The sequence below is a fragment of the Pseudomonas sp. AK-TSAG1-1 genome, assembly GCF_056821665.1.
In genome coordinates, this window is record NZ_CM165965.1 from 2,816,622 (window position 1) to 2,838,928 (window position 22,307).

A 22,307-nucleotide genomic window follows, 5' to 3' on the forward strand; every position below is an offset into this window, starting at 1 on the left:
AGGACTCCTAGCGCATCACAAACGGATCAGGCATTGGCGCCTGGGAGAGGTTGATCCACACCGTTTTCAGTTCGGTGTAGGCCAGCACCGAGTCGATGCCGCTTTCGCGTCCATAGCCACTGTTCTTGAAACCGCCGATCGGCGCCATGGCCGATACGGCGCGGTAGGTGTTGACCCAGATGATCCCCGAGCGAACGTCGCGCGCCAGGCGATGGGCACGGCCCAGGTCGCGGGTCCAGATGCCGGCGGCGAGGCCGAACTGCGAGTCGTTGGCGATGGCCAGCGCTTCGGCTTCATCTTTAAAGCGAATCACCGAGGCCACCGGGCCAAAGACTTCTTCCTGCATGATCTTCATCGAATTGCGGTCGCATTCGAACAGCGTCGGCTCGTAGAACCAGCCTTCACCAAGATCGCTCGGACGCTTGCCGCCGGTGCGCAACCGCGCTCCTTCGGCGATGGCATCGGCCACCAGTCCTTCGACCACCGCCAGTTGCTGCGCGGTGGCCATCGGGCCCATCTCGCTGCTGTCTTCCTGCGGGTTGCCGATGCGAATGCGTTGGGCGCGCTCGACCAGTCGATTGACGAACTCGTCGTAGATGTCGTCCTGCACCAGCAGCCGTGAGCCGGACACGCAGCTCTGACCCGACGCAGCATAGATCCCGGCAATCGCACCGTTGATCGCGCTGTCCAGATCGGCGTCGGCAAAGATGATGTTCGGCGACTTGCCGCCCAGTTCCAGCGACAACTTGGCGAAGTTCTCGGCGCTGCTGCGCACCACATGCCGGGCCGTGGCCGCGCCGCCGGTGAAGGCGATCTTGCGGATCAGCGGATGGCGGGTGAGGGCGGCGCCGGTACTCGGGCCGTAACCGGTGACGACGTTGACCACGCCCGGCGGAATCCCGGCTTCGAGGGCCAGGCGCGCCAGCTCCAGAATGGTGGCCGAAGCGTGCTCGGACGGCTTGATCACGATGGTATTGCCGGCGGCGAGGGCCGGGGCGAGTTTGATCGCGGTCAGGTACAGCGGGCTGTTCCATGGAATGATAGCGGCGACCACACCCATGGCTTCGTGCACGGTGTAGGCAAACAGGTCGGGTTTGTCCAGCGGCAGGGTGCCGCCTTCAAGCTTGTCGGCCAGGCCTGCGGTGTAGTGGAAGAACTCCGGCAGATAACCGACCTGACCACGGGTTTCGCGGATCAGCTTGCCGTTGTCGCGGCTTTCCAGCTGCGCCAATTGCTCCTTGTTTTCGGCGATCAGGTCACCAAGACGGCGCAGCAGTTTGCCGCGTGCGGTGGCGGTCAGGCCACGCCAGGCCGGGCTGTCGAAGGCGGTTTGGGCCGCTTGCACGGCACGTTCGACGTCAGCTTCATCGGCGTCAGGCAGTTCGGCCCAGGCTTGTGCGCAAGCCGGGTTGAGGCTTTCGAAGGTCTTGCCGGAGAGGGCGTCGACCCATTCTCCGCCGATGCACATCTGGAAGCGTGCGAGTGTCATGCAACGATCCCCTTTATAGAGTTTTGTCGGGAGTGTGCGAATTCGAGAAATTCCAGCAGCGTCTGGTTGACCAGGCGCGGCGACTCTACCGGCATCATATGCCGTTGCTCGGGCAGCACCGCAACCTTCGCACCGGGGATGCGCCGGGCCAGTTGCTCGGCCATTTGCGGAGTGGAACCGGGGTCGAGCTCGCCAGTGGCGATCAGCGTCGGCGCCTGAATGCTGCTCAGGTCGTCTGCGCGGTACATGTCCTGGGTGGCGAACAATTCATAGGTCGTCAGATAGCCTTGCGGATCATTGCCGGCCAGGGTCTGGCGAATCGCGGCGATCTGCGCCGGATTGGCTGCCTGATACTCGCGGCTGAACCAGCGTGACAGCGCCGCTTCAGCGTTGGCGTCGGGGCCGTGTTCGGCCGCTTGCGCGGTACGAGCGATGACCCCGGCGCGCTGTTCTTCGCTGCGGTTGAACACGCTGTTCAACACCACCAGGCTTTGCAGGCGCTCCGGGTAATGCAGGGCAAACGCTCGTGCGACCAGACCGCCCATGGAGAAACCGATCACCGCTGCCTGCGGCAGTTTCAGGTGGTCGAGCAGCTCCAGCAACTGATCGGCGTAACCGAGCAGGTCGGTGCCGTTGGCCGGTCGCGGGCTGGCGCCATGGCCGAGCATGTCGTAGGCGATCACCCGGTATTGGCTGGCGAGGCCGACAATCTGCCCGCCCCACATTTCTTTATTCAGGCCCACGCCGTGGATCAAGACCACGGGCTGGCCTTGGCCGGTCGCCAGGTAACTGGTGCCAGCCGGGGTGAGTTCAGCGGTGAGCCGAATCATGGAGCGCTCCTGCAATGCCTTTTTATTGTGATTACTGGGCTTTTTCGGCGGCCAGTTCTTCCAGATCGATGTAACGGTTACCGATGCGCGGGTGCAGGCGACCACCGTCGGCGCAACCGAGCACCACGACGATTTCGTCGGCACGCGGCGCGTCTTCGATCTGCATTTCCAGGGTGATGTAGTGCGAACGCTGACCTTCGTCGTCCTTGTGCATCATCGGGATCTGAATCGAGGTGCCCGGGCCGCCGCGCTTGTTGGTGAAGCTCAGGTAGCTCTTGGCCTTGACCGCTTCGCGGTAGTGGTTGCCAAAGCGCAGGGTGTGGATCACCGCCGAGGCGTGTTCGATTTCGCCGTCGGCACCGACCACTGCTGCCTTGCCGTAGGCCTCGATCTTCTCGGCGCCGCCGATGATGCCCACCAGACGCTCGACCATCATCGCGCCGAGGTCGGAGCAGTTGGCGCGGATCTGCGGTTTCAGGTCCTCGACAAAGCCGTTGCCTACCCAAGGGTTCTTCATCACCACGGCCAGGCCGACCATGGTCACCGGCTTGTCAGTGGCCTTGCCGCCTTCGATGAAGGTTTCTTCGACATAGCTGACGATCTTGCGAATTTCGAAACTCATGAGCTGCTCCGTAGGGGAATTGAGAGTGTCTGTGCGTCTGATGGTATACCATAATACCGATCGTGCAAGTCCCCCTTGCAAGATTTGCCCATCGACCCGGCGAATGGCGGTGTATTGATCCGCCACCACAAATCCCACAGACACCACTACACCCTGTGGGAGGGGGCTTGCTCCCGAAAGCGGTGGGTCAGTCGACATATAGGGTGGCTGACACAGCGCCTTCGCGAGCAGGCTCGCTCCCACAATGGAATTCAGCGGCTACACAGGCTTCATCCGGTTAACAAATGTGGGAGGGGGCTTGCTCCCGAAAGCGGTGGGTCAGTTGACATATAGCGTGGCTGACACAGCGCCTTCGCGAGCAGGCTCGCTCCCACATTGGAATTCAGCGGCTACACAGGCTTCATCCGGTTAACAAAAGATAACGTGGCGCCGATTGTCAGACGTTTCCAAAGCCCGATAGGATGAGTCAGCTTCCCAAGGCGCTCTGGACTGCGGGTTTCACGGCTATGCTTGTGACCCATCAGTCACCACGAGCACCCTTGCGGCGCCCTAAGGCCGAACGGCCTAACAATAATAAATAGGGGAAGGTCTATGAGTCGTTGCCGCCCGCCGGCGTTACGCAACACCGCGTTGCTGGCCACAGCACTCACTCTGCTGGGCTGTGCTGCCTTGTCGGCACCCGTACTGGCCGCCGAAGCGCCAGCCGACGGGGTGTACTCCACCGAATCGGCCAAAGCCGCAAAAAGCCTGATGCTCGATGTCGTCCACGCCGGCACCCGGTTGGTGGCGGTCGGTGATCGTGGGCACATTCTCTATTCCGACGACCAGGGCAAGACCTGGACCCAGGCCAAGGTGCCAACCCGGCAACTGCTGACGGCGGTGTACTTTGTCGATGACAAGCACGGCTGGGCAGTGGGGCACGACGCGCAGGTGCTTGCGAGCGAAGATGGCGGCCTGACCTGGAGCAAACAATTCGAAGACCTCAAACGCGAAGCACCGCTGCTCGATGTCTGGTTCCAGGACGTCAATCATGGCGTTGCCGTGGGCGCTTACGGGGCTTTGCTGGAAACCACCGATGGCGGCAAAAACTGGCAGGACGTCAGCGACCGCCTCGACAACCAGGACCAGTTCCACCTCAACGCCATCGCTGCGGTCAAGGACGCTGGCCTGTTCATCGTCGGCGAGCAGGGCAGCATGTTTCGCTCTCCCGACTGGGGCCAGACCTGGGAAAAACTCCAGGGCCCGTATCAGGGCTCGCTGTTCGGCGTGATCGGCACCGCGCAAGCACACACCCTGTTGGCCTACGGCCTGCGCGGCAACCTCTATCGCTCCACCGACTTTGGCAGTACTTGGCAGCAGGTCGAACTGAAGGCCGCGCGCGGCGCGCTGGAGTTCGGCCTGTCCGGCGCAACACTGCTCGCGGACGGCTCGATCGTGATCGTCGGCAACGGCGGTTCGGTGATCAGCAGCAGCGACAACGGCGAAACCTTCAGCGTCTTCAATCGCCCGGACCGCATTTCGCTGTCTTCGGTGACGGCCGCCGGCGACGGCAATCTGATTCTGACCGGGCAGGGTGGCGTTCACACCACGCAGCCAAACGGCGCCGAGATCAATAATAAGAAGGCGGGGCTATGACTTCCTTGAGCACTCATCATCAGGACAAGGCGACGTTTCTTGAACGTCTGATTTTCAACAATCGCCCGGCAGTGATCCTGATCTGCCTGGTGGTCAGCGTCTTCCTGTTCTGGCAGGCCACGCTGATCCGGCCGTCCACCAGTTTCGAAAAAATGATCCCGCTCAAGCATCCATTCATCGAGAAGATGATGGAGCACCGCAACGATCTGGCGAACCTGGGCAACACCGTGCGCATTTCGGTGGAAGCCAAAGACGGCGACATCTTCTCCAAGGAGTACATGGAGACCCTGCGTCAAATCAACGACGAGGTGTTCTACATCTCCGGCGTCGACCGCTCCGGGCTGAAGTCGCTGTGGAGTCCGAGCGTGCGCTGGACCGAAGTGACCGAGGAAGGCTTCGCCGGCGGTGAAGTGATCCCGCAGAGCTACGACGGCTCGCCGGACAGCCTCGACATGCTGCGCAACAACGTCCTCAAATCCGGGCAGGTCGGGCGGCTGGTGTCCAACGATTTCAAGTCGAGCATCGTCGACATCCCGCTGCTGGAGTCCTACCCGGACCCGCAGGACCAGGGCAAGCTGCTGGCGCTGGACTATCGCCAGTTCTCCCACGAACTGGAAGACAAGATCCGCAACAAGTTCGAAGCGCAGAACCCTAACGTCAAGATCCACATCGTCGGCTTCGCCAAGAAGGTCGGTGACCTGATCGACGGTCTGGTGATGGTGGTGATGTTCTTCGGCATCGCTTTCGTCATCACCCTGATCCTGCTGCTGTGGTTCACCAACTGCCTGCGCAGCACCATCGCGGTGTTGAGCACCACGCTGGTGGCGGTGGTCTGGCAACTCGGGCTGATGCACTTTTTCGGCTTCGGGCTGGATCCGTATTCGATGCTGGTGCCGTTCCTGATCTTCGCCATCGGCATTTCCCACGGTGTGCAAAAGATCAACGGTATCGCCCTGCAATCGAGTGAGGCGGACAACGCCCTCACCGCCGCGCGGCGCACGTTCCGGCAATTGTTCCTGCCGGGGATGATCGCGATTCTCGCCGACGCCGTGGGCTTCATCACTCTGCTGATCATCGACATCGGGGTGATCCGCGAACTGGCGATTGGCGCGTCCATCGGCGTGGCGGTGATCGTGTTCACCAACCTGATCCTGTTGCCGGTGGCGATTTCCTATGTCGGCATCAGCAAGCGTGCGATTGCCAAGAGCAAGAAAGACGCGAATCGCGAACACCCGTTCTGGCGCATGCTGTCGAACTTCGCCAGCCCGAAAGTCGCACCGATCTCGATTGCTCTGGCGCTGATCGCTTTCGGCGGCGGCCTCTGGTACAGCCAGAACCTGAAAATCGGCGACCTCGACCAGGGCGCGCCGGAGCTGCGTCCGGACTCGCGCTACAACAAGGACAACAACTTCATCATCAACAACTATTCCACCAGCTCCGACGTGCTGGTAGTGATGGTCAAGACCGCCACCGAAGGCTGTTCGCGCTACGAAGCGATGGCGCCGATCGATGAGCTGATGTGGAAGATGCAGAACACCGAGGGCGTGCAGTCGGCGATCTCGCTGGTGACCGTGTCCAAGCAGATGATCAAGGGCATGAACGAAGGCAACCTGAAATGGGAAACCCTGTCGCGCAACCCGGACGTGCTCAACAACTCGATTGCCCGCGCCGACGGCCTGTACAACAACAGCTGTTCGCTGGCGCCGGTGTTGATCTTCCTCAATGATCACAAGGCCGAAACCCTCGACCGTGCAGTGCATGCGGTGCAGGAATTCGCCAAGGCCAACAACAAGGACGGTCTGGAATTCATCCTCGCTGCCGGTAACGCCGGGATCGAGGCAGCCACCAACGAGGTGATCAAGCAGGCCGAACTGACCATCCTGATCCTGGTGTACATCTGTGTTGCGGTGATGTGCATGATCACCTTCCGCTCGTGGGCGGCGACCCTGTGCATCGTCCTGCCGCTGGTGCTGACCTCGGTGCTGGGCAACGCGCTGATGGCGTTCATGGGCATCGGCGTCAAAGTCGCGACCCTGCCGGTGGTGGCGCTGGGCGTGGGGATCGGCGTGGACTACGGCATCTACATCTACAGCCGCCTGGAAAGTTTCCTGCGCGCGGGGCTGCCGTTGCAGGAAGCCTATTACCAGACCTTGAAGTCCACCGGTAAAGCGGTGCTGTTCACCGGTCTGTGCCTGGCCATCGGCGTGTGCACGTGGATCTTCTCGGCGATCAAGTTCCAGGCCGACATGGGCCTGATGCTGACCTTCATGCTGCTGTGGAACATGTTCGGTGCGCTGTGGCTGTTGCCAGCGCTGGCCAAGTTCCTGATCAAGCCGGAGAAACTGGCGGGGCAGAAGGGCAATTCGCTGTTTGCCCACTGATCGGCAGGCCTGAAACGACAAAGCCGCAACCCTCGGGTTGCGGCTTTTTTTATCCCGCGAACTTCACACAATCCATTGTAGGAGTGAGCCTGCTCGCGATAGCGGTGTGTCAGTCAGTGATTCTCTATCTGATAGACCGCTATCGCGAGCAGGCTCACTCCTACAAGGGGAATTGCGGTGTGTCAGGAGAGTTCAGTGCCGAGCACTGCACTGAGAGCACTGCGCGCATCGTCCAGTTGCACGAGCGTCGCGTGGCGGGCGCCAAGGGCATCCCGATTCTCGATAGCGGTGAGAATCGCCTTGTGCCGTGGCAGCGCCAGCTCATGCAGGTTCGGTCGCTGGTTCGAATGCTTCAACGCCTCGGCGATCGCCACCGAGAGCATGTTGCACAGGTTCGCCAGCAAATCGTTGTGGGTCGCATCGGCGATGCGGCTGTGGAAATCCAGATCCGGCTGCAGCAGGGCTTCCGGGGTCGGAGCTGCTTCCATGCGTTGATAGGCTTCGCCGATGGCCGCAATATCGGCCTCGGTCGCATGCTGGGCGGCGAGGGCGGCAGCGGCCGGTTCGATGATGCTGCGCACGCTGGTCAGCACATTGAAGAATTCATTCTGCGGGCTGCTTTGCATCAGCCAGTGCAGCACGTCCGGATCGAGCATGTGCCATTCCCGGCGCGGTTTGACCACCGTGCCGACCCGTGGCCTGGAATACACCAACCCCTTGGCCACCAGCACCCGCGTGGCTTCGCGCAACACCGGCCGGCTGACTGCGTACTCCTCGCACAACAAGGCTTCGGCGGGCAGCTTGTCGTCGGGCAGAAAGCGTCCGGAGACGATCTGCATGCCCAGTTCCTGGACGATGCGCGAGTGCATGCTTTTGCGGTCGGAAGGTTTGCGGTAATCCATGGGGAACGGCGCGATCCTGAGCGATGGAGATGCCGCGCATCATAGCAGGCACGGCACAATCTTGAGGCAGATACACACGCCAAATGTGGGAGCGGGCTTGCTCGCGAATTCGGTGTGTCAGTCATGCATATTTCGACTGGCACACCGCATTCGCGAGCAAGCCCGCTCCCACAGGGGGAATGGCGGATTAGTGGGAATGGCGCGGGACTTCAGCGCCTCGGCAACCGACCAGGAAGTCAAAGTCACAGCCCTGATCCGCCTGCAGCACATGGTCGATGTACAACTGACGATAGCCACCCACGAGCAACTGTTGCGGTGGCTGCAGATCCGCCATGCGCGCCGCCAGTTCGGCCTCCGGAATATCCAGATGCAGCCGCCCACTGGCGCAATCGAGTTCGATCCAGTCGCCTTCCTGCACCGCCGCCAAAGGCCCGCCGGCAGCGGCTTCCGGCGCCACGTGCAAAACGACGGTGCCGTACGCGGTGCCGCTCATCCGCGCATCGGAAATGCGCACCATGTCGGTCACCCCCTGCGCCAGCAGTTTGGCCGGCAAGCCCATGTTGCCTACCTCGGCCATGCCCGGATACCCCTTCGGCCCGCAGTTCTTCATCACCAGAATCGAGTTGGCATCCACGTCCAGCTCCGGATCGTTGATCCGCGCCTTGTACATGTCGAAGTTCTCGAACACCACCGCACGCCCACGATGCTGCATCAGTTCCGGGGTCGCAGCGGAGGGCTTGAGCACAGCACCGAGCGGCGCCAGATTGCCGCGCAATACGCAGATGCCGCCGTCCGCGCGGATCGGGTTATCGAGGGTGCGGATCACCTCATCTTCGCCATAGATCGGCGCGTCCCTGGTGTTCTCGCCCAGCGTTTTGCCGTTCACCGTCAGCGCATTCGGATTGGGAAGCAGATTGGCCTCGCCGAGACGGCGCAGCACCGCCGGCAAACCACCGGCGTAATAGAACTCTTCCATCAGAAAACGCCCGGACGGTTGCAGGTCGACGATGGTCGGCATGCCGCGCCCGATGCGCGTCCAGTCATCCAGATCCAGTTCGACGCCGATGCGACCGGCGATGGCTTTCAGGTGAATCACCGCGTTGGTCGAACCGCCGATGGCGGCGTTCACCCGGATAGCGTTCTCGAAGGCTGCTTTGGTCAAAATTTTCGACAGTTTCAAATCCTCGCGAACCATCTCCACCGCACGCATGCCGGACATGTGCGCCAGCACATAACGGCGCGCATCCACCGCCGGAATCGCCGCGTTGTGCGGCAAGGACGTGCCCAGTGCTTCGGCCATGCAGGCCATGGTCGACGCGGTGCCCATGGTGTTGCAGGTGCCCGCCGAACGCGACATGCCGCCCTCGGCCGCGAGGAAGTCGTCGAGGGTGATGGTGCCAGCCTTGACCTGCTCGCTGAGCTGCCAGACCACCGTGCCGGAACCGATGTCCTTGCCCTTGTGCTTGCCGTTAAGCATCGGCCCGCCGGTGACGACGATTGCTGGCACATCGCAACTGGCCGCGCCCATCAGCAGCGCCGGAGTGGTTTTGTCGCAACCGGTGAGCAAGACCACGCCGTCAATCGGGTTGCCACGAATCGCCTCTTCAACGTCCATGCTCGCCAGGTTGCGGGTGAGCATGGCGGTGGGGCGCAGGTTCGATTCGCCATTGGAGAACACCGGGAATTCCACCGGGAAGCCACCGGCCTCGATCACCCCGCGTTTGACGTGCTCCGCGATCTGGCGGAAATGCGCGTTGCATGGGGTCAGTTCCGACCAGGTGTTGCAGATGCCGATGATCGGCTTGCCGTGGAACTGGTGGTCGGCGATGCCCTGATTCTTCATCCAGCTGCGGTACATAAAGCCGTTTTTGTCGGCAGTGCCAAACCATTGGGCCGAGCGCAGAGTGGGTTTCTTCTCAGACATGATCGATTCTCTTATTGTAAGACTATTGTTTGCGAGTCACGGCTAAACATAAGCTCAAAATCGGCGATTTGGAAGTGTTGTTGAGCAATTAGTATTACTATATAGTCGTTTTCGACGGAGGGATCGGCCCTGGCGGTTTCCGCGAGAGGCGTCCCCCGAGGTTCTATAAAAACAACAATCGGAGACCGATCCCATGAGCCAGGAACTGCGGCTTATTCGCCGCATCACGCTGAAACTGATTCCTTTCCTGATCCTGCTGTACCTGATCGCCTATGTGGATCGCTCCGCCGTCGGCTTCGCCAAACTGCACATGGGCGCCGACATCGGCATCGGTGATGCGGCCTATGGCCTCGGTGCCGGGCTGTTTTTCATCGGCTATTTTCTGCTGGAAATCCCCAGCAACCTGATGCTTGAACGCTTCGGCGCGCGGCGCTGGTTCGCGCGGATCATGATCACTTGGGGCGCGATCACCATCGGCATGGCGTTCGTCCAGGGCCCGCACAGTTTCTACGTGATGCGCTTTCTGCTCGGCGCGGCGGAGGCGGGGTTCTTTCCCGGTGTTCTGTACTACATCACTCAATGGTTCCCGGTGCGCCATCGCGGCAAGATCCTCGGCCTGTTCATCCTCTCCCAACCGATCGCGATGATGATCACCGGTCCCGTGTCCGGCGGCTTGCTGGGCATGGACGGCATTCTTGGCCTGCACGGCTGGCAGTGGCTGTTCATCGTCATCGGCACCCCGGCAATCCTGTTGACCTGGCCGGTGTTGCGCTGGCTGCCGGACGGCCCGCAGCAAGTAAAGTGGATGGATCAGAGCGAGAAAGACTGGCTGACCGGCGAGCTGAAAAAAGACTTGCAGGAATACGGCCAGACCCGTCACGGCAACCCGTTGCATGCACTCAAGGACAAACGCGTGTTGCTGCTGGCGCTGTTTTATCTGCCGGTGACCCTGAGCATTTATGGCCTCGGCCTGTGGCTGCCGACGCTGATCAAACAGTTCGGCGGCAGTGATCTGGTCACCGGTTTCGTCTCGTCGGTGCCGTATGTCTTCGGCATCGTCGGCCTGCTGATCGTGCCGCGCAGCTCCGATCGCATGAATGATCGTTATGGGCACCTGGCGGTGCTGTATGTGCTGGGCGCGATTGGCCTGTTCATGAGTGCCTGGCTGTCGTTGCCGGTGGCGCAGTTGGCGGCGCTGTGCCTGGTGGCGTTCGCGCTGTTTTCCTGCACGGCGGTGTTCTGGACCTTGCCCGGGCGGTTCTTTGCCGGTGCCAGTGCGGCGGCGGGGATCGCCTTGATCAACTCGGTGGGCAACCTCGGCGGCTACATCGGGCCGTTCGTGATCGGTGCGCTGAAGGAGTACACCGGGAATCTGGCTTCGGGTTTGTATTTCCTCAGCGGGGTGATGGTGTTCGGGCTGGTGTTGACCGGCGTGGTTTACCGCGTGCTTGAGCGCAAGCATGTGCTGCCGGTAGACCAATTTGCCGCCAGTGCACGCTAATCCAATGTGGGAGCGAGCCTGCTCGCGAAGAGGCCGGCACATTCAATTTTTTCGCTGACTGACACACCGCTTTCGCGAGCAGGCTCGCTCCCACAGGGGAACTGCGGTGTATTGAAGGAATAGGAGAAAAACATGCATCTGGTTCAATTCGAATTGATTAACGGCGAGCGCCGCGTCGGCGTGGTCGACCACGGTCTGGTGCGCGAAGTGCAGGACGTTCGCAGCGTGCGTGACCTGGCCCTGGCCGCCATCGAAGCCGGTGGCACTCTGGAGCAGCAAATGCAAACCCTCGGCCTCGGCATCAGCCATGACTACGCCGAACTGCTGGGCACGCGACGCATCCTGCCGCCATTGGATCATCCGGACCCGGCGCACCTGCTGGTCAGCGGCACCGGCCTGACGCACTTGGGCAGTGCTTCGGCTCGCGACAAAATGCACCAGCACGCCGCTGACGAAGCGCAAATGACTGACACCATGCGCATCTTCAAATGGGGCGTGGAGGGCGGCAAACCGGCAGCCGGGCAGGCGGGTGTGCAGCCGGAATGGTTCTACAAGGGCGACGGCAGCATCGTCGTGCGCCCGGGCGAGGCGTTTGCGCTGCCACCGTTCGCCGAAGACGCCGGTGAAGAACCGGAAATGGCCGGCCTCTACGTCATCGGCCATGACAGCAAACCGTATCGTCTCGGTTTCGCGGTGGGCAACGAGTTCTCCGACCACGTCATGGAGCGCAAGAACTACCTGTATCTGGCCCACTCGAAACTGCGCAGTTGCAGCTACGGCCCGGAGCTGCGCACCGGTGAACTGCCGCAACATCTGGCCGGCAGCAGCCGCATCCTGCGCAACGGCGAAGTGCTGTGGCAGAACGAATTCCTCAGCGGCGAAGCCAACATGTGCCACAGCCTCGCCAACCTCGAATATCACCACTTCAAGTACAGCCAGTTCCTGCGTCCGGGCGACGTGCACATTCACTTCTTCGGCACCGCGACCCTGTCGTTCGCCGATGGCATCCGCACGCAACCGGGCGATGTGTTTGAAATCACCCAGGCCGAATTCGGCGCACCGCTGGTCAACGGCATCGCCCCCGCAGTAGCGGCTTTTCAGCCCGACAGCATCGGCACCCTTTAAGGAGCTCCCATGACTCAGATTCTCGGCCACAACTACATCGGCGGTCAGCGCAGTGCGGCGGGCGACGTCAAACTGCAGAGCGTCGACGCGACCACTGGCGAACACCTGCCTTACGATTTCATCCAGGCCACAGCTGAAGAAGTCGACGCTGCCGCCAAGGCAGCTGCTACCGCGTATCCGGCGTACCGCAGCCTCAGCGCCGAACGCCGCGCGCAGTTTCTCGACGCAATTGCCGATGAACTGGATGCGCTGGGCGATGACTTCATTGCCGTGGTTTGCCGTGAGACCGCGTTGCCCGCGGCGCGAATTCAGGGTGAGCGCGGTCGTACCAGCGGTCAGATGCGCCTGTTCGCCAAAGTCCTGCGTCGCGGTGATTTCTACGGCGCACGAATCGAACTGCCGTTGCCGGATCGCCAGCCGTTGCCGCGTCCGGACCTGCGCCAGTACCGCATCGGCCTCGGCCCGGTGGCGGTGTTCGGTGCGAGCAACTTTCCGCTGGCGTTTTCCACCGCTGGCGGCGATACGGCGGCGGCGCTGGCGGCTGGCTGCCCGGTGGTGTTCAAGGCCCACAGCGGCCATATGGCTACAGCAGAACGGGTCGCTGATGCACTGATTCGCGCGGCGGAACAAACCGCGATGCCGGCCGGGGTGTTCAACATGATCTACGGCGGGGGCGTCGGCGAATGGCTGGTCAAACATCCGGCGATTCAGGCGGTGGGCTTCACCGGTTCGCTCAAGGGCGGTCGGGCGTTGTGCGATATGGCGGCGGCGCGACCGCAACCGATTCCGGTGTTCGCCGAGATGTCGAGCATCAACCCGGTGATCGTCCTGCCGCAGGCGCTGGCCGCGCGTTCGGAATCGATCGCCCGCGATTTGACCGCGTCGGTGGTGCAAGGCTGCGGTCAGTTCTGCACCAATCCCGGTCTGGTGATCGGTATCCGCTCAGCGCAATTCAGCGCCTTCGTGCAGCAAGTCGCCGGGCTGATCGGCGATCAACCGGCGCAAACCATGCTCAACGCCGGCACCCTCGGCAGCTACGGCAACGGCTTGCACACGCTCTTGGCGCATTCCGGGATCGAACATCTGGCAGGCAGCCCGCAGCAGGGCAATCAAGCTCAACCGCAATTGTTCAAAGCGGATGTCAGCCTGTTGATCGGGGGCGATGAAGTGCTGCAGGAAGAAGTATTCGGCCCGACCACGGTGATCGTCGAAGTGGCGGACAAGGCCCAGCTCAGCGCGGCGTTGCAAGGGCTGCATGGACAACTCACCGCAACGATCATCGGCGAGCAGGCGGACTTCGAACGCTTCCCGGAACTGACGCCATTGCTGGAGCAGAAAGTCGGGCGGATCTTGCTCAATGGTTACCCGACCGGGGTCGAAGTGTGTGACTCGATGGTCCACGGCGGGCCGTATCCGGCAACGTCGGATGCACGCGGCACATCGGTCGGGACCCTGGCGATCGACCGTTTCCTGCGCCCGGTGTGCTTCCAGAACTACCCGGACTTCCTGCTCCCCGAACCGCTGAAAAACGCCAACCCGTTGCGCATCCAGCGTCTGGTCGACGGCAAACCCTCGCGCGACGCGTTGTAACTGATAGCCAGCATTCCATGTGGGAGCGAGCCAGCTCGCGAATGCATTCTGCCAGTCAGCCTTTCATGGTCTGACACACCGCATTCGCGAGCAGGCTCGCTCCCACAGGGGTTCCAGCAAGGCCTCTGGATCACATTGAGCTATCATTGGCCCTTTCCCCCTAAGAAAGACTGTTTGCCATGACTGCCCAAACCCTTCTCGACGTCCTCGAACACTGCGATATGGTCGAAATCGATGGCTTGCACGCCTTCGAATTCGCCCTCGACGAAGATGACAACTTGCACATCGAATGCATGGATGGCCGAGCGGCCAAGCATTGGGAGTTCACGCCGGCGCAGGTTGCAGCAGCAACTTTTGATAACGACCTAGAGAGCTGGTTGATCGTTGGTGATTCCGGCGAGCACCGCCTGGTCTGCAGCGAGGCCTTCGGCGGCAGCGATGACGAGGACGAAACCGATGAAGATGCGTAAATTCTGGCCGCTGCTGATGGCCGGCAGCGTCGGCGCGATGGGCCTGTCCAGTGCCAGCGCCGAGAACTATCAATTGCTGGTCGGCTCGTACACCGCCGGCACCAGCAAAGGCATCTATCGAATGAATTTCGACAGTGCCACCGGCCAGATCGCCGCCAAGCCGCTGCAAGTGGTGAAGAGCGAAAATCCGTCGTGGCTGACCCTGTCCAAGGACCAGCATCGGCTGTTCGTGGTCAATGAAAACGGCCCCGGCCAGAAAGACCCGGTTGGCCGTGTCAGCAGCTATTCGATCGACCCCAAGACCCACGTCCTGAGCCTGATCAATCAGGTGCAGAGCCTGGGCAATGAGCCGACCCATTCGAGCCTGAGCGGCGATGCCAGCCACCTGTTCGTCAGCAACTACTCGGTGATGGAAGACCCGGGCGGCACCCTCGCGGTGTTGCCGGTCGGCGCTGACGGCAAGCTCAAACCGGTGGTGCAGATGAGCGCGCACCCGGCGAGCCGGGTCAACCCGGAGCGTCAGGCGTCCAACCATGTGCACTCGACGGTGTCCTCGCCGGATGGCCGCTACGTGTTCTCCAACGACCTGGGCGCGGACAAGGTCTTCATCTACAAATTCGACCCGAAAGCCAACCCGGACCTGCCGCTGACTCCGGCGAAAACCGCTTCGGTGTCCATGCCTGCCGGCAGCGGCCCGCGTCATCTGCTGTTCAGCGCGGACGGCAAGCACGCCTGGCTGACCATGGAAATGAGCGCGCAGGTCGCGGTGTTCGACTACAACGACGGCGTGCTGACGCAAACTCAACTGGTCGATCTGGCCGCCGGTCAGCCGACTTCGGACAAGGCCGGTGCAGCGCTGCACGCCTCGGCCGATGGCAAGTTCCTCTACGTCAGCAATCGCGGCACCGCCAATCAACTAGTGGTATTCAGCATTGACCCGGCGACCGCTCAGCTCAAAGAACTGCAAAAGCGTTCGGTGGAAGGTGATCACCCGCGCGAATTCAGCCTCGATCCGAGTGGCAAATTCCTGCTGATCGCCAACCAGAAGAGCAACGAAATTGTCGTCGTCGAACGCGATGCCAAGACCGGTCTGCTCGGCAAAACCGTGCAGAAACTGCCAATGGACGCCCCGAGCGACCTCAAGTTCCTGGTGCGACAATAAGCCACAGGCCCCGGTTTACGGGGCCTGTCTCTTTGTATTAATCGCGCTGATATCCGGTAATGCTACAAAGCATTTCAAGCGATCAGCCTTCGAGCGTTAAGTTTGCTTCACGGCCCAACCGGGCAAGCAAGCCAACCGAACACGAGGGTTACCGCCATGAACTTCAATCTCTTCTCTGTCATCGCCGCTTCCGCCATCTCCGCCACCGTTGCGCTGCCAGCCAGTGCCAACGTTGAAATCAACAGCAAAAAAGCTCACACCCAGAGCTACACCCAGAAATACCTGCAACAGAGCGCCAACTTCTACGCTGCTCTGGATCACAAAATCCAACACTGAACGTCCCGCGCTGCATCCGATATGCAGGAGCGAAGTCACTTGTGTCGATGATCGTTGTCACGATCGGCGGCCAGAGAAGTGATGTCGCTCCTGCATATCGCATTTTCGGTTCCCATAAATATTCTGTAATACCCCTATAGATCGGCTTAATGATCAATGAAGCTGATATTTACTATGGCAAACCCTGAGTGGTTGCTACGGCTTTTTTGATTGATCCTGACGGCACTGAAACATGCCCACGGAGAACATCATGGCCAGTTCAATCATCACCTCAGCCAAGCGCGGCGCCTACCTGGCCATCGGTCTTTACCTGGTCCTGGTGCTGTTCGTCAGCGTCGCCTCGCACACTCAACACAGCTTTGACGCACCGATCGAGGTCGCACACCCCGGCATCCAGTTCGAACAACGCGCGCAAGGCGTGCTGGTCGATCGGGCGGAACTCGCAGGAGTGGGCGCAGCATGAAAGGCTACAGACTCTGGGTCATCGGCGCCCTGGCACTGATGACCAATGGTGCGGCATTACTGGGCTTCGGTCAGGGCTCGGTCGGCGCGCTGGCACGGGCCATAGAGGCCAATCACACCATCGCGCACAACATCGAACGGGCCAACTCGCAGGGGCTGCTGGCCGGTAACCCGCCGATCAAGGCCGAAGTCGATTTTCTTGGGCCGTTTGAAGTGGATTGCTCGGCACTGGGGATGTGTGACGCACTGGCTTAGACTGAGCGAACACCTTGTGGCGAGGGGATGAATCCCCTCGCCACATGGTGTTCGGTAGCAGAAATTCGGGGTTACTTCTTCATGATCGCCGTAAACAGCCCGGATTCAAGCAAACGCTGCAACCACGCCTGCAAACGCACGTAAGGCGTTTGCGCAAACCACTCGCGATCGACATGCGCGAACTGCCGCACGAACGGCAGCAGCGCCACATCCGCCAGGCTCAAGTGATCGGCCAGCAAGTAATCGCGATCCGTCAGCAACTCATCCAGCCTCTGCAAGAACAAGGCGCCCTCAGCCCGATAAACCTCCATCGGCTGCTCGGGGTAGCGCTCGGCGTACTTGTAGCGATTCAACTGCACCTTGAACCCTTGATCGTTGGCTTCGATCAACTCGGCAATTCGTGCATCACCTCCCAATAACCAGCCCTGCGGATCATGCTGCGCCAAGGCCCAATGCATGATCTCCAGGCTCTCGTCGATCACCCGGCCATCGGCGTCCAGCACCGGCACCGTGCCCTTGGGCGAGATAGCCAGCATCGCGGCCGGTTTGGCCTTGAGGCTGACTTCGATGATGTCTACCGGCACGCCCGAGTAACGCAGAGCCATCCGCGCGCGCATCGCGTACGGGCAGCGGCGGAACGAGTATAGCGTGTTCATTTCACCTCCAGGGTGCTCAGGCCATTGCCTTGGCGCTGTACCTGAATCTGCACCGGAATCCGTTCGTGCATTTCCTGCACGTGGGAAATCACCGCGACTTTGCGCCCCTGCGCCTGCAAGCCGTCGAGGGCGTCCATCGCCAGTTGCAGGGATTCCGGGTCGAGGCTGCCGAAGCCCTCGTCGATAAACAGCGATTCGATCTTCAGCGTGCTTGAGGCCATCGACGCCAAGCCCAGCGCCAGGGCCAGCGACACCAGGAACGTCTCGCCACCGGACAGCGAATGCACCGAGCGCAATTCATCGCCCATCTCGGTGTCCATCACCAGCAGACCGAGCATGCTGCCGCCGCGTTTCAGGCGATAGCGCTTGACCAGTTGGCGCAGCTGCACGTTGGCGTGATGCACCAGCAGGTCGAGGTTGTAGGCCTGGGCGATCTTGCGGAAGGTGTCGCCGGTGGCCGAGCCGATCAACGCATTGAGCCGCGCCCAACGCTGATACTCGGCGTAGGCGTCAGCGATCTGCTGCGCCAGTGCCTGATTGGCGTTTTGCCGGCGCTGATCCTCGACCTGTTCGGCACGCAATTCGGCGCATTGCTGTTCGCTGACGGTGAACTGGTCTTGCAGGTCGGCGAGGGCGGTGGCGAGTTGTTCGGCATCGAGGTTGCCGTTGTGTTGCGCCTGATGATCGAGCAACAAGCGATCACGTTCCTGCAGCAGCACTTTGGCCTGCTCGATGGCTTTTTCGTTGTGCTGCAAGCGCTGGCGCAGTTCGCTGACCTCAGCGTCATCGACGCGCAGCAGGTCTTCGAGACCGCCGTCATCCAGCTCCGGATGACGTGCGCGCCAGTCGGCGATCTTGCCGGTCAGATCCTGATCTTCGCTGTGCAGCGCTTGCAAACGCTCTTGCTGCGCCTTGAGTTCGGCGGCGATCTGCACGAGTTGCGTGCGCAGGTTTTGCAGGTCCTGTGCGGTGCCGGTTTCGGCCTTGCGCGCCTGTTCAACCGCGTGCTCGAGTTGCTGTTGCCAGTGCTCGGCGCTGCTGTGCTCGCCGAGCAGTTGCGCGAGTTTTTCCTGGCAGGTGCGTTGCTGTTCGGTCAGCGCAGTGAATTGCTGTTCGGCGCTGAGCAACTGCTGTGCACGGGTCTGCTGACGATCCTGTTCTTTCTCCAGCGTCTGCTGACGCTGTTGCTGTTCGGCCTGTTCTTCCTTCTGCTGATCGACCTGCGCCAGGCGCTCGGCGATCTGCCGGTCGAGCTGCATGAACGTCGCTGCGGGCTCCTGACGCAAAGCCTCCAGGGTGTCCGCTGGCAGCAGATTGCCGAACGCTGTGAGTTCTTCGTCGAGACGCTGACGGTCGCTGCTCAGCTCACGCTGCTGATTGCTCAGGTGCTGCGTCGCTTGTTGATGGGCGGTTTCGGTCTGACGCAATTGCTGGGTCAGACGCGCGGCATCCTGTTGCAGGGTGAGCAGGGCGCTCTGGCGTTGTTCGTCCTGAGTGATGCTCTGGTTCAACTGGTCGTTTTGTCGGGCGAGCCAGGCATCGCGTTTGTCAGCGTCCTGATTGAGCAACTGCGCGGCCAGCGGATGCGCGTCGAGGCTCGGCGCCAGCGCTTGTTGCTGGGTGGCCAGGTGTTCCTGTTGTTGCAGCAGTTCTTTTTGCTGAGCAATGACGCCACCGACTTCGGCGCGCAACTCGATGAGCTTTTCCTTGAGCTGATCGACCACCTGCTGGGCGTTGGCCTGCTCGCTTTCATCGTGGCGACCGAAACTTTGCAGCAGCGCTTCCGGTTGGTGATACGGATGCTCGTTGCTGCCGCAGACCGGGCACGGCTGATCGTCCTGCAACTGCGCGCGCAACTCTTCGACACTGGCACTGCGCGCCAGACGCTGGCGTTCAAGCAGTTCGCGGGTGACGTTGAGAGTCTGCTCGGCGACGGTCAGCTTGGCTTTGGTTTTTACCCCGTCCTGAGTCAGGCGTTCGCGTTCCTGCTGGGCGCTGAGCTGGCGTTGTTGCAGCTCGCTGCTGCGCTTGTCGAGATCCTGCTGCGTGGCCCACAGGCGTGACAGGTCTTCGAAGGCGCGCAGTTGTTTGCGGTTGTCCTGCAGTAGCGTGCCGAGGATGCCGATCTGTTCGGCGACGGCATCGGGTTCGGCGCCGGCCTCTTTGAACAGCACTTCAAGTTGCTGCTTCTGCGAGGTCAGCTCGGCGGCGCTGCGGGTGGCGTTTTCTTCGAGGCTCGCCAGTTCCGCCTGGCCTTTGTTCAAGCGGTTGCCGATCAGCATCAGCTGTTGCAGGCGATCGCGGTAGGCATTCCACGCATCACTCAGCGGCGCCAGATGAGCGCTCTGCTCAAGTTCGGCGGCGATGCGTTGCAGGCGCTCGGCGACTTGGGTCTGCTTTTCCAGCAAGGCGTGAAGGGCGTTCTGGCCCTCGGTGCACGCCTGTTGCGCATTGAGTCTGGCGTCGGCGCTGTGGGCGACATCCTTGACCAGACGGGCGAGGGTGCTTTGTTCTTCAAACGCCTGACGCAACAGCGGCGCGTTTGCGGTTTGCCGATGCTGCGCTTCGCTCAAAGCGACTTTCGCTGCTTCGAGGTCCTGCTCCAGTTGTGTCTGGCGCTCGTTCAGCTCGGCGTGTTGCTGCGTGTGCGCGGCTATTTGCGCGGCCAGTGGCGTCAGCAGGGCATCGAGTTCGGTTTTACGCGCGAACTGATGCCGTTGCGGGCCGAGCTGTTCCAGACGCGTCAACTTCATGCGTTCGCCGGCCAGGCCTTCCGACGTCTGCTGGGCGCTGTGCAGTTGTTCGGCGGCGGCTTGCTGCGCGTCCTGCAACACACGCAAATCCTTGAGCCAGCTGTGCTGTTGCTCGAGCTGCTTGAGCTGCGCCTGCTGCAACTTCAACTGTTGTTGGGCGGCGTTGAAACGCTCGTCCAGCTGCGCTCGAGCCTCAGGCGCCAGCGGGGTGACGCCGGTGGCCTGATCTTGCAGCAGCTTGTGCGCTTCGCGGGCTTCTTTGGTCTTGTCGAACGCGCGACGGCCGAGGCGGGTGTAAAGCGCGGTGTCGGTGAGCTTTTCCAGCAGTTCGCTGCGGTCGTTGTCGTCGGCCTTGAGGAACGCGCTGAACTCGCTCTGCGCCAGCAGCACGGCGCGGGTGAACTGTTCGAAGTTGAGGCCGAGCGCGGCTTCCAGCTGGGTCTTGTATTCGCCTTTCTGGCTGGCGAGCAGTTGATCCTGATCGATGTCGCGCAGGCTCTGACGGCTGGCCTGCAGCTTGCCGCCAGCCTTCTCGCGAGCCCGGTTGGCTTCCCAGCGGGCGCGATAGCGGCGGCCATCGACGCCGACAAAGTCCACTTCGGCATAACCTTCACCGGTGCCGCGCCGCAGCAAGGTGCGCGGGTCGCCGGTGGCGATTTCACCGTCGGCATCCGGGACTTTGGCGTCACGGCCAGTGTTGTTCAGGCGCGGCACGGCGCCGAACAGCGCCAGGCACAGGGCATCGAGCAGGGTACTTTTGCCGGCACCGGTCGGCCCGGTGATCGCGAACAGCCCGGCACTGGCCAGCGGTTCGGCGGTGAAATCGATTTCGAACGGCCCGGCCAGCGAGGCGAGGTTCTTCAAGCGAATGGCGAGAATCTTCATGGCTGCTCGCCCTCCAGTTGTACGTCCTGCAGCAGCTCGGCGAAGTCCTTGAGGGTCTGTTCGTCGACCTCGTTGCCGTAGTTGTCGAGCCAGGCGCGGCTGAACAGTTCCTGCGGGGTGAGCTGATCGAGTTCGATCAATGCGCTGCCGTCTTCGGCACCGTCAGCACCGCGGTTGCCGGCATATTCGGCAGCGATCCGCACCAGACGCACGGCTTTGCCTTGCAGGGCGCTTTCCACCTGATGGCGCAGATCCGGCTGCGGCTCGTCGAGGGTCACGCGCACTTCGAGCCACGGTTGGCGCTGGGTTTCGGCGAGCAGATCAATGTTCGGCAGGTCTGCCAGTTGCAGCAGGATCTCCGCCAGCGGCGCCGGGCCTATGCGTTGCAGGTTGACCGATCTTGGGATCAGTTTCGGTTCAACGCTGACCAGGGTTTCGCCGTCGAGGGTGATGTCGAGAATCTGGTGCTGATAGCCGATCTCCGAGAACGACAGCGGAATCGGCGAACCGCTGTAGCGAATGCGTTCTTCTCCGTTCACTTTCTGCGGCTTGTGCAAATGGCCGAGGGCGACGTAGCTGATGCTCGGCCCGAACAGGCTGGCGGGCAGCGCTTCGGCGTTGCCGATGATCAGGCTGCGCTCGGAGTCTTCCGAGACCGAGCCGCCGGCCATGTGCGCGTGGCTGATCGCGACCAGCGCCTGACCCGGTTGGCGCTTGGCGTTGGCCGCTTCGATCAGCCATTCATGCACCTGACCGATGCCGCGCAAATAGTTGTCGCCCAGATGCGCGCCGGTCACTTCCGCTGGGCGCAGAAACGGCAGCGCCAGGCACCACGCGGCGATTTCGCCTTGGGCATTCGGCAGCGGCAGCAACAGCCGTTCGGCATCGAGCTGGCCGTCATCCAGCCACAACACCCGCCCCAGCGCATGGGTGCGCAAACGGCGCATCAGCGGCGCCGGCAGTTCGATGCGCGAGCCTGAGTCGTGGTTGCCGGCGATCATCACAATGGTCAGCAATGGTTGCTGCTCGTGGGCGCTGACGATGAAATCGTAGAGGCGTTCCTGGGCTTTGACCGGCGGATTGACCGTGTCGAAGATGTCACCGGCAATCAGCAGCACATCCGGCTGCGCCAGTTGCAGTTGGCGCAGCAGCCATTCGAGAAAGCACGCATGCTCGAAATCGCGCTCCTGGCCGTGCAGGTTTTGCCCAAGGTGCCAGTCGGAGGTGTGAAACAGACGCAAGGCGGACTCCGCAACAGTTAAAGAGGTGATGGCCGCAGGGAAATGAGGGGGCGGCGAAAGAGGGGGAGAGTTTACTGGCAAATGCGTG

Annotated in this window: 18 protein-coding genes; 10 read left to right on the forward strand and 8 right to left on the reverse strand. The window is 61.7% G+C overall.

Annotation, left to right across the window (positions count from 1 at the left end):
- Positions 1-7: 7 nt before the first annotated feature.
- Genes AC1UK9_RS12640 through AC1UK9_RS12650 form a run of 3 tightly spaced genes read right to left on the reverse strand, consistent with a single transcriptional unit; the run spans position 8 to position 2,941 of the window.
- Complete coding sequence (locus AC1UK9_RS12640) at positions 8-1,489, reverse strand: aldehyde dehydrogenase (RefSeq protein WP_482580266.1); 1,482 nt, start codon at positions 1,487-1,489, stop codon at positions 8-10.
- Complete coding sequence (locus AC1UK9_RS12645) at positions 1,486-2,319, reverse strand: alpha/beta fold hydrolase (protein WP_025111639.1); 834 nt, start codon at positions 2,317-2,319, stop codon at positions 1,486-1,488. The genes AC1UK9_RS12640 and AC1UK9_RS12645 overlap by 4 nt, the downstream gene beginning before the upstream one ends.
- A 31-nt stretch (positions 2,320-2,350) precedes the next feature.
- Positions 2,351-2,941, reverse strand: coding sequence for an amino acid synthesis family protein (locus tag AC1UK9_RS12650; protein ID WP_025111640.1), 591 nt, complete (start codon positions 2,939-2,941; stop codon positions 2,351-2,353).
- A gap of 591 nt (positions 2,942-3,532) precedes the next feature.
- On the opposite strand from AC1UK9_RS12650, the gene AC1UK9_RS12655 reads away from it, so the two are divergent.
- Entirely contained in the window at positions 3,533-4,576 is a 1,044-nt protein-coding gene (locus tag AC1UK9_RS12655; RefSeq protein ID WP_025111641.1) for a WD40/YVTN/BNR-like repeat-containing protein, read from the forward strand.
- Entirely contained in the window at positions 4,573-6,957 is a 2,385-nt protein-coding gene (locus tag AC1UK9_RS12660; RefSeq protein ID WP_029977709.1) for an efflux RND transporter permease subunit, read from the forward strand. The genes AC1UK9_RS12655 and AC1UK9_RS12660 overlap by 4 nt, the downstream gene beginning before the upstream one ends.
- A 182-nt stretch (positions 6,958-7,139) precedes the next feature.
- Here AC1UK9_RS12660 and AC1UK9_RS12665 read toward each other — a convergent pair whose 3' ends face one another.
- Positions 7,140-7,859: a FadR/GntR family transcriptional regulator gene (locus tag AC1UK9_RS12665; protein WP_473015462.1), complete on the reverse strand. Its 720-nt coding sequence runs from the start codon at positions 7,857-7,859 to the stop codon at positions 7,140-7,142.
- A gap of 187 nt (positions 7,860-8,046) precedes the next feature.
- Positions 8,047-9,783: an IlvD/Edd family dehydratase gene (locus AC1UK9_RS12670; RefSeq protein ID WP_482580267.1), complete on the reverse strand. Its 1,737-nt coding sequence runs from the start codon at positions 9,781-9,783 to the stop codon at positions 8,047-8,049.
- Positions 9,784-9,976: 193 nt separating this feature from the next.
- Between AC1UK9_RS12670 and AC1UK9_RS12675 the strand changes: the two genes are divergently transcribed.
- The 8 genes from AC1UK9_RS12675 to AC1UK9_RS12710 all read left to right on the forward strand — a co-directional run bounded on the left by AC1UK9_RS12675 (position 9,977) and on the right by AC1UK9_RS12710 (position 16,684).
- Entirely contained in the window at positions 9,977-11,284 is a 1,308-nt protein-coding gene (locus AC1UK9_RS12675; protein WP_025111645.1) for an MFS transporter, read from the forward strand.
- 132 nt (positions 11,285-11,416) lie between these two features.
- The gene (araD1, locus tag AC1UK9_RS12680) at positions 11,417-12,409 is read left to right on the forward strand and encodes an AraD1 family protein (RefSeq protein ID WP_482580268.1); all 993 of its coding nucleotides are present in this window, start codon (positions 11,417-11,419) and stop codon (positions 12,407-12,409) included.
- 9 nt (positions 12,410-12,418) lie between these two features.
- Positions 12,419-13,999, forward strand: a complete 1,581-nt coding sequence (locus AC1UK9_RS12685) for an aldehyde dehydrogenase (NADP(+)) (RefSeq protein ID WP_482580269.1) — start codon at positions 12,419-12,421, stop codon at positions 13,997-13,999.
- A gap of 179 nt (positions 14,000-14,178) precedes the next feature.
- On the forward strand, positions 14,179-14,469 hold the full coding sequence (locus AC1UK9_RS12690) for a DUF5629 family protein (RefSeq protein WP_482580270.1): 291 nt from the start codon (positions 14,179-14,181) through the stop codon (positions 14,467-14,469).
- Complete coding sequence (locus tag AC1UK9_RS12695) at positions 14,456-15,631, forward strand: lactonase family protein (protein ID WP_482580271.1); 1,176 nt, start codon at positions 14,456-14,458, stop codon at positions 15,629-15,631. The genes AC1UK9_RS12690 and AC1UK9_RS12695 overlap by 14 nt, the downstream gene beginning before the upstream one ends.
- A gap of 156 nt (positions 15,632-15,787) precedes the next feature.
- On the forward strand, positions 15,788-15,967 hold the full coding sequence (locus tag AC1UK9_RS12700; protein WP_025111650.1) for a hypothetical protein: 180 nt from the start codon (positions 15,788-15,790) through the stop codon (positions 15,965-15,967).
- 250 nt (positions 15,968-16,217) lie between these two features.
- Positions 16,218-16,430, forward strand: coding sequence for a hypothetical protein (locus AC1UK9_RS12705; RefSeq protein WP_482580272.1), 213 nt, complete (start codon positions 16,218-16,220; stop codon positions 16,428-16,430).
- Positions 16,427-16,684 (forward strand): hypothetical protein, encoded by a 258-nt coding sequence (locus tag AC1UK9_RS12710; protein WP_482580273.1) that lies wholly within the window; start codon positions 16,427-16,429, stop codon positions 16,682-16,684. Before AC1UK9_RS12705 ends, AC1UK9_RS12710 begins: the two co-directional genes overlap by 4 nt.
- A gap of 71 nt (positions 16,685-16,755) precedes the next feature.
- Here AC1UK9_RS12710 and AC1UK9_RS12715 read toward each other — a convergent pair whose 3' ends face one another.
- The 3 genes from AC1UK9_RS12715 to AC1UK9_RS12725 are packed head-to-tail and all read right to left on the reverse strand — an operon-like array spanning position 16,756 to position 22,219.
- Positions 16,756-17,340, reverse strand: a complete 585-nt coding sequence (locus tag AC1UK9_RS12715) for a glutathione S-transferase (protein WP_482580274.1) — start codon at positions 17,338-17,340, stop codon at positions 16,756-16,758.
- Complete coding sequence (locus AC1UK9_RS12720; protein ID WP_482580275.1) at positions 17,337-20,978, reverse strand: SbcC/MukB-like Walker B domain-containing protein; 3,642 nt, start codon at positions 20,976-20,978, stop codon at positions 17,337-17,339. Before AC1UK9_RS12720 ends, AC1UK9_RS12715 begins: the two co-directional genes overlap by 4 nt.
- Complete coding sequence (locus AC1UK9_RS12725; RefSeq protein WP_025111655.1) at positions 20,975-22,219, reverse strand: exonuclease SbcCD subunit D C-terminal domain-containing protein; 1,245 nt, start codon at positions 22,217-22,219, stop codon at positions 20,975-20,977. Before AC1UK9_RS12725 ends, AC1UK9_RS12720 begins: the two co-directional genes overlap by 4 nt.
- Between the last annotated feature and the right edge of the window lie 88 nt (positions 22,220-22,307).

Bases quoted from the DNA above. Each gene is read 5' to 3' on its own strand.
- AC1UK9_RS12675 (WP_025111645.1), top strand. From the start codon at position 9,977: ATGAGCCAGGAACTGCGGCTTATTCGCCGCATCACGCTGAAACTGATT.
- AC1UK9_RS12660 (WP_029977709.1), top strand. From the start codon at position 4,573: ATGACTTCCTTGAGCACTCATCATCAGGACAAGGCGACGTTTCTTGAA.
- AC1UK9_RS12685 (WP_482580269.1), top strand. From the start codon at position 12,419: ATGACTCAGATTCTCGGCCACAACTACATCGGCGGTCAGCGCAGTGCG.
- AC1UK9_RS12715 (WP_482580274.1), bottom strand. From the start codon at position 17,340: ATGAACACGCTATACTCGTTCCGCCGCTGCCCGTACGCGATGCGCGCG.
- AC1UK9_RS12665 (WP_473015462.1), bottom strand. From the start codon at position 7,859: ATGGATTACCGCAAACCTTCCGACCGCAAAAGCATGCACTCGCGCATC.
- AC1UK9_RS12695 (WP_482580271.1), top strand. From the start codon at position 14,456: ATGAAGATGCGTAAATTCTGGCCGCTGCTGATGGCCGGCAGCGTCGGC.
- AC1UK9_RS12690 (WP_482580270.1), top strand. From the start codon at position 14,179: ATGACTGCCCAAACCCTTCTCGACGTCCTCGAACACTGCGATATGGTC.
- AC1UK9_RS12710 (WP_482580273.1), top strand. From the start codon at position 16,427: ATGAAAGGCTACAGACTCTGGGTCATCGGCGCCCTGGCACTGATGACC.
- AC1UK9_RS12645 (WP_025111639.1), bottom strand. From the start codon at position 2,319: ATGATTCGGCTCACCGCTGAACTCACCCCGGCTGGCACCAGTTACCTG.
- AC1UK9_RS12700 (WP_025111650.1), top strand. From the start codon at position 15,788: ATGAACTTCAATCTCTTCTCTGTCATCGCCGCTTCCGCCATCTCCGCC.
- AC1UK9_RS12670 (WP_482580267.1), bottom strand. From the start codon at position 9,783: ATGTCTGAGAAGAAACCCACTCTGCGCTCGGCCCAATGGTTTGGCACT.
- AC1UK9_RS12705 (WP_482580272.1), top strand. From the start codon at position 16,218: ATGGCCAGTTCAATCATCACCTCAGCCAAGCGCGGCGCCTACCTGGCC.
- AC1UK9_RS12640 (WP_482580266.1), bottom strand. From the start codon at position 1,489: ATGACACTCGCACGCTTCCAGATGTGCATCGGCGGAGAATGGGTCGAC.
- araD1 (WP_482580268.1), top strand. From the start codon at position 11,417: ATGCATCTGGTTCAATTCGAATTGATTAACGGCGAGCGCCGCGTCGGC.
- AC1UK9_RS12650 (WP_025111640.1), bottom strand. From the start codon at position 2,941: ATGAGTTTCGAAATTCGCAAGATCGTCAGCTATGTCGAAGAAACCTTC.
- AC1UK9_RS12720 (WP_482580275.1), bottom strand. From the start codon at position 20,978: ATGAAGATTCTCGCCATTCGCTTGAAGAACCTCGCCTCGCTGGCCGGG.
- AC1UK9_RS12655 (WP_025111641.1), top strand. From the start codon at position 3,533: ATGAGTCGTTGCCGCCCGCCGGCGTTACGCAACACCGCGTTGCTGGCC.